Consider the following 15,940-nt stretch of genomic DNA (forward strand, 5'->3'; position numbering starts at 1 on the left):
ATAAAACCTCCTATTGATTAATAAAAATTATAATAACACTTTAAACCGTTGAAAACAAGCAAGTTTTTATATTTTCTGAATATTTTAAAATTGTTTCATGCTTTGCAGCAATAACGTTTTTAGTAAAGGCTGAATAATGCTTGGTAGCTTTTCCACTCCTTCCACAAAAATACAGTAGTCATTATAGATATTACGCACAGTTGCACGTGTATTATCATCTATAACTGACTGACTCAAAAAGATATTGATGACGTATACATTTTCTTTTCTGAGAGCAACGACGGCATCATGTGTATCAATAATTCCATTCGATTCATAATCAAATGCAGATGGCTCACCATCTGAAAATACAATTAAAAACTTCTGTTTTTCATTTCTTTGCTTCAGCATTTGTCCAGCAACTCTAATTGCAAGCCCATCACGATTATCTTCTCCATTTTGAAAACTCACAATATTTGCTGAGTAATTATCATTTAATGCATGTTCATAAGGAATAATATGTTCAAAATAATTTGGTTGATTATATTGATCCGCTTCAAATCCATCTTCATTGAACGCGATAATTTCATGATTTATCATAAGCTGCATGAGTGTCTCATGAAATAACACAATCCCTTTCATCGTTTCTACCATTTTATCTTCCATACTGTAAGAGGCATCAACAAGCAGCAAAAATGTAGCATCAAGTTTGTAAGACGCCTGATCCTCTTTATAGAATACACGTTTTTTATCATCCAGGAACCAGGTAGTGAGTTTGCGACTTAGCTTCCCTTTGCTTAAATTCATACGGGCAGATGTCTGTTCGTGTTCAATACTTTTATTAATCACATTTACTAAAGATTTTATTTCTTTATTCACTTCATCTTTGTACAAATTGTATGTTGCTCTGCTGGACTCATTCTGTTCACTGTTTTTCCATATAATTTCAGTGTATTTATTCTCTTCTCCGACAAATTCACTGATATCATTACCGTGAGCATCTACTTGAGGAGGCGATGCTTTCCCTTTAGCCATCAACATCTCTGTGATGTCATCACCTGCATCCCCTTGCCTGTCATTCTCTTTAATATTGTTACTATTTGATCCTTCTGTTACTTCTGTTTCCAGATAAGCACCGTTCTCTGTCTTTATATCTTTTTGTTTCGTCTGAACATGCTCTGATGCTTCCATATCATCAACATCCTGGTGCGCTTTATCCATATTGGCCTTCTTATAGGCATGTGCATTCATAAAGGCATTTTTAGGGATATGATAATATTCATTGAGCATATCCTGATGGATGACTTGCTCTAGTATATAATAAACTCTATTTGCAAGATTCATACTGTCATATGTATCATTCAATGTAAATGCATCCTGCAATGCGAGTTGCATAGCAAGTTCAGTTTCCGGCTTATAGTATGACGTAAATGACAATGCATTTTCCATAAGTAATGCATGCTCAACTTGTAGAAATAATTCATCCGTAGGCATGGCCTTTGTTCTATAAAAATCAATCTGACCTTCATTGTCTTTTATTTTTTCTTTTACACGTACAGTAAAGAATTTATTTGTAAATGGACGGCTTTTTCTGATAAGGTGCATCAATCGGTATTCTTCAATCATCATAAATAACTGCTGAAATAATGATGGGTACCTTACATCTTCTTCTATAATCTCTTTTACAGCATCAAGTGCTATATATTGAAATCCATAGGCATATAATATACAGTCACTCTTTAATAATTTTATAACTTCATCTTCTTTGCGATGTTTCCACTTAAATGATACGTTAATCGTATTTTCAACCAGATCATAATAGGCAAACTTCTGAAAATCAACTTTCACTTCATTATCTTCGAGCAACAATTGTGCAAGGTCTGTTAATGTCATAATTAATGAAGGATCAACAACTTCATCATTAAAAAGTATAAACTTTTCACTCATTAGAAATTCAGTTCCAGTGCATTTTGAATCGCATTCTGTTCGCGCTCATCATCTAATTTGTCAATGATAGCTCGTTTTGCTGCACGCTCGACTGGCATCACTGTCGTTAGATCACAAAAATCTAGTAACGCACGTATTGAGCTCGCTTCTTCACTAATTTGACCTTGACTCGCCATTGTAATTAAATCATGGTTAAACTTTATGATCTGATCGATTAACTGCTCATCTTCAAGTAATGTCTGTTCTTTAATTACAGCTTTTAATATGTCACCAGAAATATAATCCATATCTATCACAACAAATCGGTTTTTCAATGCTTCGTTCATCGGTAATGTCCCTACATATCCGACATTAATCGCAGCGATCACCTTAAAGTTTTCATGGGCTGTAATTACTTCTCCTGTAAAAGGATTTGTAATCGTCTTACGATAATCAAGAACACCATTTAAAATTGGTAGAGTTTCAGGTTTTGCCATATTAATTTCGTCGATATAAAGAATATTACCTTCTCGCATCGCTTCAAGTACAGGCCCGTCAACAAAGACAATTTGACTTTCTCCGTCTATATTTTCAATGGTCTTATATCCTAATAAGCTTTCTGCATCCAGATCGACAGAACAGTTGATGCTATTCATCTTTAACTTTAATTCATCCTTTAAAGTTTCAGCTAATTTTGTTTTACCTGATCCTGTCGGCCCTTTTAGCAGTACATTTTTCTTCAGCTTCAACATGATCAATGCATCTTCTTTTATACTCGCATCACTATTTTGGTATTTAATCATTATATTCATCCTTTCAAATTATCCCATAAAAAAATAGAGGATTTGCATCCTCTATTATACTATATTGTATCCTTTTATTAAACGGGTCTGTACTATACCTCAATATTGAAGAACAAATAAATTAATCAAGCTGTATCATCTTTGTTATCAATCTGTACTACTGTACTTCTTTAAAGTAATCTTTATAGTAGCCGCCTACTTTACCACTATTATCTCTGATATGATAATACTCTTCCGTTTCATTGACAACATCATAAACTTTTCCGACAGTCAGCATATCACTTACTTTATATTTTTTTGCATCTACATTAATAACTTCAACGTGCTTAATCGCTTCTTTGTTTTGCCATTCTTCATGTAACATAATCATTCTCCTTTTATAATAATTTCTTGATATTTACTGCTTACAAATTAAAATCGGGTCTTGTACTTAATTCGAATACAATTCCGCATGGATCCTTAAAGAAGATTGTCTTATAAAATTTGCGATCACTAATCTCTGAATGCGGAATATTAACAGATTCTAATCGTTTCTTATAATCAAATAATACTTCTTCAGTTACTGATATTCCCACCTGCTCAATATTCGCTGCGCGTTTCTTTTCTGATGCAGCACCTTGGACGACATGGATTTCTCCACCATTACCTCCATCGCCTGAAGTAAACACCTGAACATCATTATCAAATGCTGCTAGCTGATAACTAGATGTGTGCTTTAAGTCTAATACTTGTGTCAGTATACTGGATGTTAATAACCGATTTGAAGCATTAATCAGAACTGGCCCTAAACCGAGAATTTGATGAATCGCATCTACATTACTGTCATCATCAGGCTCCCCTAAAGGAATCCCTTTATTATGTTCATCAGAAATGAGATATACGCATCTTCCGTCACAGTCGTAAAATGGTAATGCATGCTTGCCATTTAATTTAATGACGGTATCATATTTGATATTCATTTCGTCAAAACGGAGTTTAAATACATAGAGGCTATAGTCCGTTGGTACTCTGAGTGAATAGGCATAAATTTCATCCGTTGTATATTTAACAAATAGAGGATTCACAACTTCTATTACAGACAGTAATGTTCCTGCATTGCCCTTATTGTCACCGAAATACAAGTTTTTCATCGCCGTATTTTCTATATTCTCAGTTTCCTTGAGTAGTTTAAATCCAAGTACCTTATTGTAGAAATTATAAAATCGCTGTATATCATGTGTAACAACCGTAACATGATGTAATCCATTCGTCTGCATATAAACCTCCAAAAAATAAGTCCACTATACATATTATACAATGTATAGTGGACGAACGTAAATCAATATTAGCTTTCAAGCAATAAATCTTCAGGGCTTTCGATCAGCTCTTTTATTGTCTTTAAGAATCCGACAGCTTCTTTACCGTCGATGATTCTATGATCATAGCTTAATGCGATATACATCATCGGACGATTTTCCATACGTTCTTTATCAATTGCAACAGGTCGAGTAACAATTGAATGCATACCTAAAATAGCTGCTTGTGTTCCGTTAATGATTGGCGTTGACATCAATGAACCGAATACCCCACCATTTGTGATTGTAAATGATCCACCCATCATATCATCTAAGGACAGTTTCTTATCTCTCGCTTTGACGGCAAGGTCATAGATACTCCCTTCTATTTCAGCGAAGTTCTTCTTATCACAATCACGAACGACTGGTACTACTAATCCTTCTTCAGTAGAAACAGCGACACCAATATCATAGAATTGCTTTAAGATTAAGTCATCTCCATCAATCTCAGCATTTACAGCAGGATATTTCTTGAGTGCTGCTACAACCGCTTTCGTAAAGAATGACATAAATCCTAGACGCGTTCCATCATGATCTTCCTGGAACTTATCTTTTTTACGCTTACGAAGTTCCATAACATTCGTCATATCTACCTCGTTGAATGTTGTTAACATCGCAGTATTGTTAGATACTTCCAGTAATTTCTTTGCGATAGTCTGACGACGACGAGACATCTTTTCTCTTATTATGGGTTTCTCCGGGTTAGATGCCGTTTGTTTTGGTGCTTCTGATTTTTGTGCAGGCGCTGATTGTGTATTTTTAACATCATGCGAACGAATAAGTCCTCGTGGATCTTTACTATTTACATCACTTAAATCAATACCATTTTCACGTGCATAGCGTCGTGCAGATGGTGTAGCTACGATACGTTCTGATGATTTATCAGCAGCTTCCGTTTTCTCCTCAGATTTTACCTCTTCTTTAGATTCTGACTGCTCTTCAGGTGCTGATGTTTCTTGTTGAGACGCATCATTGGTAGCTTTTTGTGTTTCCCCAGCTTCAACAATTGCAATAACTGAACCTACTTCAACTGTATCACCTTCAGCAGCTTTAAGCTCTGTAACAACCCCCGCTTCTTCTGAGATAACTTCAACATTCACTTTATCTGTTTCAAGTTCTACGATATTTTCGCCTTTTTCAACACTGTCTCCAACTTGTTTGAACCAAGTCGATATTGTACCTTCTGTAATTGATTCTGCTAATTCTGGAACTCTGATTTCAGCCAATTTAATTTCCCCCTTAAATGTTTAACGCTTCGCTAATAAGTTTTGATTGTACGATTTTATGAATTTCATTATCACCTTCAGCTGGTGCTGCACGATGTGGTCGCCCATAATATGATAATTTTACCTTAGCAGGCTTAATGTTATTTAATAATGGATAAATATAATGCCATGAACCTTGATTCTTCGGTTCTTCCTGTACGAAACCGATTTCTGTTAATCCTTTTAGATCATCTATAATCGCTTTAATATCTTGTTCTGGGAACGGATAAATCTGCTCAAGGCGAATGACATGAACTTCGTCATTTGGATTTTTAGTAAGCTCTGTCATAAGGTCCACAGCAACCTTACCACTTGCAATTAAGAGTTTCTTAACTTTTGTCTTCTTGTATTCACTAGAAATAATCGCTTTAAAGCCGCCTTCAGTGAATTTCTCAATCGTATCAGAAACAAAATTATTACGTAATAAGCTTTTTGGGCTCATTATTACAAGAGGACGCATTCTGTCTGTTCCTAAATATTGAGCTTGACGTCTTAATAAATGGAAATAGTTTGCCGTACTCGATAGATTCGCAACTGTCCAGTTGTGTTCAGCTGCTAGTTGTAAGAATCGCTCCAATCTAGCAGAAGAGTGCTCTGGACCTTGTCCTTCATATGCATGCGGGAGCAATAATGTAAGACCACTTTTTTCTCCCCATTTTGCTTCAGCACTACTAATGAAATTATCAAAGATCATTTGCGCCATATTAGCAAAGTCACCATACTGCGCTTCCCAAACCGCTAAAGCTTTATTGTTTTGCAGGTTATATCCATATTCAAATCCAACAACAGCCGCTTCTGATAACGGTGAGTTGTGAATATCGAATGAACTTTGGGCACCTTCAATGTGTTGTAAAGGGATATACTTATCACCATTCTTAACATCATGGAGTACTGCGTGACGGTGTGCAAATGTTCCACGTTCAGCATCCTGCCCAGTATGTCGTACTGGATTACCATCTTGAATAATTGTTCCATAAGCTAAAAGTTCTGCATGACCCCAGTCAACAAGTCCATCCTTCGTAAATGGATCATTACGTCTCTCTAAAATCTTCTGCAGCTTATTGAACACTGTGAATTCTTCTGGCGTTGATAACATATCCTCATTTAACTGTTTCAACTGTTCTAATGCTACACCTGTATCTAATTTTTCATATCCAGCTTCAACAGCTTCCGGCATTTGCATCTCACTGTCATTATTGACTGAAGATTTATCAATTGCATCATGAGCTGAACGAAGTCTGGAAGCTACATCTTCAAAGATTGCATTCATTTCATCCTCAGTAATTACGGAAGCTTCAACTAGTGACTTACCATATAGAATTTCTATACTTGGATGACCTTTAACCTCTTTATACAGCATTGGATTCGTCACTGTAGGTTCATCCATTTCATTATGTCCGTAACGTCGGTAACCTACAAGATCAATAACGAAATCTTTATTGAATTTCTGTCGATAAGCCATCGCAAGTTCAATTGCTTCGATACATGCTTCCAGATCATCAGCATTAACATGGATGATTGGTAAATCGTAGCCCTTAGCAACATCTGTAGCATATGTAGTTGAACGTGAATCATAAGATTCTGTTGTAAAACCTACACGGTTATTTGTAATGATGTGCAGTGATCCTCCAACTGAATACCCCTTAAGATTACTTAAGTTCATACTTTCGAAGTTGATACCTTGACCCGGAAATGCTGCATCACCATGTATTAACACAGCAAGTGCTTTATTAAAGTCCTGTTCTGGTTTATTGACACCATCTGTAACTTCCTGTACCGCTCTTGTCTTTCCTAGTACAACGGGCGCAACTATTTCAAGATGAGACGGGTTGTTTGCTAAAGAAATGGTCTGCGTTTTACCAAAGCGTGTCGTTGTTTTTGTACCACCTAGATGATATTTAACATCCCCAGTCCATCCTTTTGTGACAACTAGAGAACCATCTTCAGGAAGGAACTTCATTGGATCAGTATGCATAAATTCTGAAAGCATCATTTCGTATGGTTTTTCAAGGATATGTGTCAGAACGTTTAGTCGACCGCGATGTGCCATTCCAATTTCAATGTCCTGAATATTATTTTCACTGGCAAACTTTATAACATTCTCAAGCATTGGTACAAGCGCATCTACCCCTTCAATAGAGAAACGTTTTGCACCGACGAAATTCTTATGGATATACTTTTCAAAGCCTTCTACACGTGCGACGCTTTTAAGCAATTCAACTTTCTCTTCTTTACTGAAATCTCTTTTTACCTTACTTTCAATTGTAGTTTTCAGCCACTCGCGTTCCTCACTATTGTTGATATGAGAAACTTCATAAGCAATCGGACCTTGATAAGTCTGCTGCATTTCAGTAACTGCTTCAAAAGCATTGTTTAATCTTTCTCCATAATGCTCAGAAACAAGAGAAGCAGGTAACTGCTTTAATACTTCTTCAGAAAGTCCGAAATCTTCTACAGAAAGCTTGAGATGCTGATCACGCTTCGGTTTATATAAGGGATAAATATCAGCTTTTAGATGCCCGTACTGTCTGATATTATCTACAAGGCGCATCAATCTCTTGATGATATCTGCGTCTGTATTACCTATTCCAGAATTCCCCTTACTCCCCTGAATATTAGAAAACAGTTCCTGTAGTTCATCAGAGACTGATGAAGGATCATTTTGATATTGATCGAACATTTCAAGAAGTATTCCTAAATTTGTACCAAATCTAGGAGGTGCTTCTTCTAGGTTCTTACCTTTTGTCATGGTTCCACCCTCCATTTTTATAAAACGTTTACATTTTTATTTTAACAAAGCAAAGCATGAAATTAAAGAGGTAAAACATAACTTTGTGAAATATTATGAGCGAATTGGTAGCTGTATCTTAACTTTTGTATAGACATGTAATTCACTTTCAATAGAAACAGTACCTGAATACGTCTCAATCAATTTCTTTGCAATCGACAGACCAAGTCCATTTCCACCTTTAGAGCGTGCACGTGATTTATCTACACGATAGAACCTGTCAAAAATATTCAGCAGATCTTCTTCAGGAATACCGATACCATAATCTATGATTTCGATTTGTGCGAATTTATTTTTTTTTGTTGTCCTAACAATAATGTGTTTATTTTTCTCATCATATTTAATCGCATTATCTAAAAATATCGTTAATATCTGTTCAAAATGAAATCGATTAATCGTCAGTCTGATCAATTTTTCCGAACTATGGAAATCAAAAGTGTATTCAGATTTTAATTGCGAGAAGGCATTAATTCTTGACTTTATTTCTTCATTAATATCAATTACTTCTTGCGGCGAAGACTCAACCAGCGACAAATCTTTCGATAAAATTAATAGTTCTTCAACGAGTTTATTGATTCTAGCCATTTCTTCAATAGATATCGATAAAGATTCTTCAAGTACTTCCGGTTTATTCTTGCCCCATCTCTTTATAAGATTAAGATGGCCATTGATAATCTGTAATGGTGTTCTAAGTTCATGTGATGCGTCTTCAACAAACTGTTTTTGTTGGTCAAATGACTGCTCAAGCTGTGTCATCATCTCATTGAAAGTTTCAATGAGATCATTTGTTTCATGATATTGAGTTGAAAAAGCGAGTTTATTTTGAAAGCCATCTCTTTTTATCCGTTTCATCTGTTCAGCAATCATACGAATAGGTTTCGTAATCTGGCCTGAGAACACATAGCTTAGCATGGCCGTCAAAAATAGTGCGGTTAAACTGGAGAAGCTGCTGATAATGATTAAGAATTCGATGACATCGTCATGGTTTTTTAAAGAGTGCACTAATACAACATAGCCATGAAAGTTGGCATTATTAAGTGGTGAATACATAACGATATAATTTTTGCCTTGATGTACTTCGTCTTTAGATATTATCTTAGTTGTTGGATTGAATGCGATATCAACCTTCTCCGCAGATTGACCCGAAATACTGAAAAGCTGTTCTCCTTGCCTATTAAAATAAACAAACGTATCACTCGACGATAGAGATCTACTAAGATCATCAATCTTCAATTCCGCAATATTTTTAGTAGCCATAATCACTGATATATCAGACAAGCTTCTTTTTGCTATTTCAGCTTCCTGCTCCTTTTGATAAACACCGATCAGATAAATGATTAAGAAGCTAAAGAGCATGAAAACGATAAATGAAATTGTCGTTGTAAGCAGCATCCACTTAATTCTTAAAGACTGTGATACCTTCATCGAATAACATACCCTACACCGCGAACAGTTTCTATCAGTTGATGCTGACCAAAAGGTTTCAGTTTGTTTCTTAAGTAACGGATGTAAACATCTACGACATTTGTTTCTACCTCATTGTCATAGCCCCATATAGCTGTAAGCACTTTTTCTCTTGTCATAACATGTCTCTTATTCATCGCAAGTAATTTCAGCAGTTCAAATTCAGTTTTAGTCAGCTCGATAAGCTGATTATCACACGAGACAGTAAACGCCTCCTTATCAATCTGGAGGTTTCCTACAACAAGCAGATGTTCACCATCATATTCATTCTTATTGCGACGGAGTAATGCTCTTAATCTCGCTAACAATTCTTCAATATCAAATGGTTTAACGATATAATCATCTGCACCGTAGTCAAGCCCTATTACTTTGTCATATGTCTCACCTTTTGCAGTAATCATGATTACAGGCGTGTCCTTTTCACTTCTAAGTTTTCTACAAACTTCAAGTCCATTGAGTTTAGGCAGCATTATATCGAGTAATATACAATCATATTCCGAGCTAAGTGCCTCTTGCAGACCATTTTCTCCATCATACATTACAGTTACATCGTAAGATTCATGTGTGAGCTCCAGCTCGATAAACCTCGCTAAGTTCGCTTCATCTTCAACTACTAGAATACGTTTCATCGGGACACTTCCTATGTTAAATATTTCTTTTGAATTTCTTGTATCTTTTTCTTTACATCAGGCCACTCATCATCAATGACAGAATAAATGATCAAATTTCTTCTAACACCATGTAAATTGCGCTCCTTACGTATCACACCTTCTTTTTGGAAACCAAGTCTTTCGATCGCTCTATTTGATCTCTCGTTACGTTCATCCGCTTTAATCTGTACACGTACCATATTAAGTGTCTCAAAACAGAATTCGAGCAATAAATATTTACTATCAGTATTTACAAAGGTTTTCTGAGCTTTTACACCAAACCAGGTCGTTCCGATTTCACAGGCATCATTCTCATAGTCAATATCTTTAATGCGTGTGGACCCCACTACTTCATTCGTTGCTTTCAGTACTACGATAAAAGGAATAGACTTCAACGTTTCTCTAAGATGGACTGCATCGATCACCCATTGCTCCATAAGATCCATACTGGTGGCCTGAAACAACATATAGCTCCAGATGGATTCGTGATTGATTTCATGAAGGTCTTTTGCATGCTCAATCTGCATCGGAATTAATTTTATTCTGTCATTTTCCAGTACAAGTGATTCAAATGTATGTATGCTCAATTCAATTACCTCATATCATTAATTTATAAAAAAATAATACCACAAAAAGTTTAAAATTAGCTATTTTTTAGAAAGGAACAATAAAAAGCACCTGACCGGGCAAGTCAGGTGCTTTTGGGCATAAAAGGGGGTGAAAATGCTCATCAGAGGGGGAACTCTATTTAAATGAGAATCATTTTCATTTATTATTATACCTTATTGAGAACGATTGTCAATTACTTTATCTAAAATTAATTGTGATAATAATATACAAACGACTCCTCCAATTATCCCAGCAATAATATCAGTCGGATAATGTACGCCAAGATAAACTCTACTACTTGAAATCATAAGGATAGCAAACACACACATACCGATTAAATAAGGCTTAAAGGAGCTATCCGAATGGTTTTTAATCAAGATTGCCAGACTACCGAAAAACGCACAAGATCCCATAGCATGGCCACTTGGAAAACTAAATCCTGTAATATCTATAAGACGCAATAATGTCGGTCTCTCTCTATCAAAGATATTTTTCAGCAGAGGATTAAGCACGCCAGACAAGATCATAGATAATGCGAAGAATAGCGCATCTATTTTTAACCTTTTAAGCAGAAGATAACATACTATGAGTAAAGACAGCAGAATCATAGACCAGACCTCACCGATCTTTGTGAACCCGAGCATAATTGTAGTTGTAATGAAACTTTCTGAAGAATATATAAATTCATAGACTTCATTATCAATCCATTTTCCAATGCGTGATTCATGGAAAAATGCAATCAATCCAAAGATAAAACTGAATATTAATATCAACAAAATTCTTTTCGCCTGAGACATAATTCTACTCCTTAACTAGCATCGGCTATTATTTTCATCAATAGATCATTAGCTGTATATAATGATTTTTGCGAACTCATATTTTGCTGGATTGCGTGTTGATGTTCATTTAAATATTCCAGCTTATCCATTAAATTATTCAGCGTGAATTCTTCTTCCTGTATGACCATAGCATATCCCTGGCTCTCAAACTGAGCAGCATTTTCAATTTGGTCTCCTCTACTTTGATCTTTGCCGAGTGGCACTAAGATCATAGGCTTCTTTAATGCAAGAAATTCAAAGATAGCATTTGAACCCGCTCTTGAAATAACATAGTTTGTAATCTTGAACAGATGATTCAGTTCTTCACCTGCATATTCTATCTGATAATATCCTTGTCTTGAAATATCATTAGAATTCCCTTTACCTACTAGATGTATGAGCTGATAATTCTCAAGCAGCATATCTAGATTTTCAAATATCACATCGTTGATTTTCTTAGAACCTAATGAACCTCCCATTATCATTACAACAGGCTTATGTTCATTCAATTGCGTGATGGCATATCCTTCTTTAATATGCCCCTCAAAGAGATCCGTTCTGATGATACTACCGACATGATCTCCGCGTTCAGCAGGGATATAGTCCAGCGTCTTTTTAAATGTCGTGTACATTCTGTCAGCAAATTTGAGTGCAATCTTATTGGCAAGACCCGGTGTAACATCAGATTCATGGATTATCGTTCTTATATTCAAAATCTTTGCTGCAATTGTAACAGGGACAGCTACAAATCCACCTTTAGAAAAAATGATATCCGGTTTTTCCTTCTTAAGTATCCTTAAAGCATCTAATACACCTTTTTGAACTTTAAATATATCCTTGACATTTTCAACCGAAAAATATCTACGTAATTTTCCGCTCGAAATCGCATAATATTTAATTTGAGGAAACTGCTCCTTTATGACCTCTGCTTCTATTCCATTTTTTGATCCGATATAAAGACAGCTCACTCCTTCTTTTTCCGCTTCAGGAATGAGTGCCATATTAACGGCAACATGCCCAATCGTTCCTCCACCAGTAAATGCAATTTTCAATTAGACAACCTCCTATTTTTTCTTTGCTTCTTGTATCGCTCTTTTAAGCTGTACATCATCATTTTCAATCTTTTTTGCAAGCTGTGTCATAAATTTATCTGTAGTCTTACCTGTCATTATGCCATCTACGGTAAGATTATTTTCCATTTGAAAGTTCTGGACAGCATACAAAGTAGATTCATCAAACGTGTTATCAACTTTACCCGGATCAAAACCTAATGCTTTAAGGCCCATCTCCATGGATTTTACTTTCGTACTTTTTACATGCAGTGTGAGTACTTCATCCGCATCGAGCATCTGACCATGCACATAAGACGGAAGATCGACCTTAATATCTGGGGTAATTCCTTTTTTATGGATCCATGTACTGTTTGGTGTCAACCACTTCTGTTCAGTATATTTAATCATTGATTTATCTTTAAACGTCGATGTTGTCTGTACGATTCCTTTTCCAAATGATTTATGACCAACAATCTTCGCCTTACCATTATCTTTCAACGCCGCTGCGAAGACTTCCGATGCACTCGCCGATCCTTCATTTAAGAGAATAACTGTTGGAAGATTCTTTGTAAGTGCGTCTTCATCTTTAGAAGCTTTCAATAATTCTTTATTACCCGATACATCTTCCATCTGAACAATAACCTTACCTTTTTCTAAGTAAGTTTCGGCCATCTTTGCTGCTTCATCTAAATAGCCCCCTGGATTATCTCTCAAATCAATTACAACTTGTTTCATCCCTTTATCACGTAGGGATTTAAGTGCATCGGTAAATTCATCAGCGGTACCTTCCTGGAATTTCATTACGGTAATAACCCCTGTACCATCCTTTTTGAAAGTATATTCAATACTGTTCATATGTATTTTATCACGCGTAATTTTAACATCGAAAGGTTCAGCATCTCCTCTTTTTAGCGTTAGTGTGACAACCGTCCCTTTCTTGCCTCTCACAAGTTTAACTACATCTTGCGTCGACTTTCCTTCGACAGATTTATCATCAACCGCCATGATAATATCACCAGATTTCACTCCAGCCTTCTGAGCTGGGGCACCCTTGATAGGACTGCTGATCATAATTTTGTTATCTTTCTCTTCAATCTCAGTTCCTATCCCCTGAAAATCTCCTTGCATTGATTCCGTAAAATCATTTTGTTCAGCACTCGTCATATATTCACTATATGGATCGTCAAGTCCACTGACCATTCCTTTGATTGCACCATCAATCAGTTTATCTTTTTCCACTTTCTTATAATACTTTTTATTTAACGTATCATATACGGCATATAACTTTACAAACTCCGATCTTTTTTGCGTATCGTCGCTTATAATCTTCTCGTTGCCACTGAGTATCGCAAATGCTGTTACAGCTGCTGTAATTATTATAGTTGATAAAAGCATCATGATAAATTTAAATGGAGATATCACATAGTTTCTCTCTACATTTTCGGTTGAAGATTTGTCATTCTTGTTATTGTCTTTCATATTTTCACATCCATATACTATTGATTATTATTTTAGTATATAAAAAATATATAAATAAAGCACGTATCATATAAGATACGTGCTAAAATTTTAACCATTCTAAATATTTCTCATATAAACGATCATATGTTGATAAAGACATGCTTGCTGTTCCATACTCTTCGATATATGTTGATAGCTGATTATAATCGCTTTCATCTTTTGGAAACATTAAATCCAGGAACACCGCTTCAGCAAACTGACCAAACTCATTGCCCGCACCTCGCTCAGTTAAAACAAAATGATAAAATGAAGACCTTACCATTAATTTGTCTCAACAGACAGAACGACAGTTTCGCCTTGAATCAGCAATTCTGGTGCGTCTACAGTAATAGATTTCAGAGTATCTGAATTTGTGATAATTACTGGAGAGATAATAGATGACGCTTGTTCTTCAATTTTTTTGATATCAAATTCAAGCAGTGCATCACCTTTTGTCACTTGATCTCCTTGGGCAACTAATACATTAAAACCTTCACCCTTCATTGTAACAGTCTCAAGACCAACATGGATTAACAGTTCTACACCATTATTGGCCTTTATACCAATGGCATGTTTCGTTGGGAATACATTGATAATTTCACCATCGACAGGGGCAACGACCAGACCATTGGATGGTCTGATACCAAAACCTTCACCCATCATCTTCTGAGCAAAGACTGGATCTGGTATATCTTCGATTGCTATAAAACTCCCTGTAATAGGGGCGACGATCTCTATGTTCTTCTCAGGCTGACTCCCTTTACCAAACAATTTCTTAAACATTATACCACTCCTATTTATTTGTTATTGAACAAAGATAGATATTGTGTATATCCTAACGCTTCAAGTTTATCGTAAGGTATAAACTGGATGCTTGCAGAGTTGATACAGTATCTTAACCCACCTCTATCAGCTGGACCATCATTGAAGACATGCCCAAGGTGGCTGTCACTTGCATCACTCCTTACTTCTGTGCGTGTCATACCATGAGATTTATCAACGAGTTCAATGATTTCATCATCAGAAATTGCCTTAGAAAAACTCGGCCAGCCGCAAGATGAATCAAACTTGTCTTCAGAAGTAAAAAGCGGTTTACCACTCAGTTTATCGACATAGAGTCCTTTATCAAAATGGTTCCAGTATTCATTTTGAAATGGTGGCTCCGTACCGTTTTCTTTAGTCACATAATATTCCATCTCTGTAAGTTCATTTAAGTCTTTATCTTTCATCTTTATTCCCCCAATGCTTTTCAATAAATGCTTTTCTTCCAGAACCCACCTGATAACGTTCATAATGTTCCGGCGCCTTCTTATAATAATCTTGATGCTCTTTTTCTGCAGCATAGAAATTCTTATAAGGTAATACCGGTGTTGTTATCTTTTGAGCGAATATGCCCGCATCATCGAGCTTTCTAATATACTCTAACGCTTCAATTTTTTGTTGATTGTTATGATAGAAGACTGCCGGCGTATAGCTTTCACCTCGATCATAAAACTGACCTTTATCATCTGTAGGATCAAAAGTCATAAAATAAACCTTTAATATATCTTCGTAAGAAATTTTGGATTCATCATAAGTGACTTGTACTGCCTCTCTATGACCGGTTGTATTAGTGCATACTTCTTCGTAAGATGGATTATCGACATGTCCGCCACTGTATCCACTAACTACTGACTGAACACCAGGAAATGTATCAAAAGGTTTCACAAGACACCAGAAACATCCACCTGCAAAAGTTGCTTTTTGCATGAA

16 protein-coding genes are annotated in these 15,940 nt (G+C 35.9%); all 16 read right to left on the reverse strand.

All coding sequences use genetic code 11. The annotated features are described in order from the left end of the window. Nucleotides 1–84 precede the first annotated feature (84 nt). The 16 genes from KYI10_05375 to msrA all read right to left on the reverse strand — a co-directional run bounded on the left by KYI10_05375 (nt 85) and on the right by msrA (nt 15,937). Nucleotides 85–1,926, reverse strand: a complete 1,842-nt coding sequence (locus KYI10_05375) for a hypothetical protein (protein QYA31830.2) — start codon at nt 1,924–1,926, stop codon at nt 85–87. Further along, a complete protein-coding gene (locus KYI10_05380; GenBank protein ID QYA31831.2) occupies nt 1,926–2,708 on the reverse strand; it encodes a MoxR family ATPase in 783 nt (260 codons plus the stop codon). The genes KYI10_05375 and KYI10_05380 overlap by 1 nt, the downstream gene beginning before the upstream one ends. Nucleotides 2,709–2,865: 157 nt before the next feature. Continuing rightward, nucleotides 2,866–3,072 (reverse strand): DUF6501 family protein, encoded by a 207-nt coding sequence (locus tag KYI10_05385; protein QYA31832.1) that lies wholly within the window; start codon nt 3,070–3,072, stop codon nt 2,866–2,868. Nucleotides 3,073–3,112: 40 nt separating this feature from the next. Continuing rightward, nucleotides 3,113–3,964: a VOC family protein gene (locus tag KYI10_05390; protein QYA31833.1), complete on the reverse strand. Its 852-nt coding sequence runs from the start codon at nt 3,962–3,964 to the stop codon at nt 3,113–3,115. A 68-nt stretch (nt 3,965–4,032) separates the two neighbouring features. Next, complete coding sequence (gene odhB, locus KYI10_05395; GenBank protein QYA31834.1) at nt 4,033–5,268, reverse strand: 2-oxoglutarate dehydrogenase complex dihydrolipoyllysine-residue succinyltransferase; 1,236 nt, start codon at nt 5,266–5,268, stop codon at nt 4,033–4,035. Nucleotides 5,269–5,281: 13 nt separating this feature from the next. After that, nucleotides 5,282–8,056, reverse strand: coding sequence for a 2-oxoglutarate dehydrogenase E1 component (locus KYI10_05400; protein QYA31835.1), 2,775 nt, complete (start codon nt 8,054–8,056; stop codon nt 5,282–5,284). A gap of 93 nt (nt 8,057–8,149) precedes the next feature. Then, nucleotides 8,150–9,520 carry a HAMP domain-containing histidine kinase gene (locus KYI10_05405; protein ID QYA31836.1) on the reverse strand — a complete coding sequence of 457 codons (1,371 nt, stop codon included), beginning with the start codon at nt 9,518–9,520 and terminating at the stop codon, nt 8,150–8,152. After that, nucleotides 9,517–10,188 carry a response regulator transcription factor gene (locus KYI10_05410; GenBank protein QYA31837.1) on the reverse strand — a complete coding sequence of 224 codons (672 nt, stop codon included), beginning with the start codon at nt 10,186–10,188 and terminating at the stop codon, nt 9,517–9,519. The genes KYI10_05405 and KYI10_05410 overlap by 4 nt, the downstream gene beginning before the upstream one ends. 11 nt (nt 10,189–10,199) lie before the next feature. Then, on the reverse strand, nt 10,200–10,796 hold the full coding sequence (locus KYI10_05415) for a GNAT family protein (protein ID QYA31838.1): 597 nt from the start codon (nt 10,794–10,796) through the stop codon (nt 10,200–10,202). 195 nt (nt 10,797–10,991) lie between these two features. Continuing rightward, nucleotides 10,992–11,615, reverse strand: coding sequence for a phosphatase PAP2 family protein (locus KYI10_05420; protein QYA31839.1), 624 nt, complete (start codon nt 11,613–11,615; stop codon nt 10,992–10,994). An 11-nt stretch (nt 11,616–11,626) separates the two neighbouring features. Next, entirely contained in the window at nt 11,627–12,688 is a 1,062-nt protein-coding gene (locus KYI10_05425) for an undecaprenyldiphospho-muramoylpentapeptide beta-N-acetylglucosaminyltransferase (GenBank protein QYA31840.1), read from the reverse strand. 12 nt (nt 12,689–12,700) lie between these two features. Next, a complete protein-coding gene (locus KYI10_05430) occupies nt 12,701–14,167 on the reverse strand; it encodes a S41 family peptidase (protein QYA31841.1) in 1,467 nt (488 codons plus the stop codon). Nucleotides 14,168–14,249: 82 nt separating this feature from the next. Beyond that, entirely contained in the window at nt 14,250–14,471 is a 222-nt protein-coding gene (locus tag KYI10_05435; protein ID QYA31842.1) for a YozE family protein, read from the reverse strand. After that, nucleotides 14,471–14,971 (reverse strand): PTS glucose transporter subunit IIA, encoded by a 501-nt coding sequence (locus KYI10_05440; GenBank protein ID QYA31843.1) that lies wholly within the window; start codon nt 14,969–14,971, stop codon nt 14,471–14,473. The genes KYI10_05435 and KYI10_05440 overlap by 1 nt, the downstream gene beginning before the upstream one ends. 14 nt (nt 14,972–14,985) lie before the next feature. Further along, the gene (gene msrB / locus KYI10_05445) at nt 14,986–15,417 is read right to left on the reverse strand and encodes a peptide-methionine (R)-S-oxide reductase MsrB (GenBank protein QYA31844.1); all 432 of its coding nucleotides are present in this window, start codon (nt 15,415–15,417) and stop codon (nt 14,986–14,988) included. Beyond that, nucleotides 15,407–15,937: a peptide-methionine (S)-S-oxide reductase MsrA gene (gene msrA, locus KYI10_05450; protein ID QYA31845.1), complete on the reverse strand. Its 531-nt coding sequence runs from the start codon at nt 15,935–15,937 to the stop codon at nt 15,407–15,409. The genes msrB and msrA overlap by 11 nt, the downstream gene beginning before the upstream one ends. Nucleotides 15,938–15,940: the final 3 nt, after the last annotated feature.

Source organism: Macrococcus sp. 19Msa1099 (genome assembly GCA_019357535.2).
Taxonomy (GTDB): domain Bacteria; phylum Bacillota; class Bacilli; order Staphylococcales; family Staphylococcaceae; genus Macrococcoides; species Macrococcoides psychrotolerans.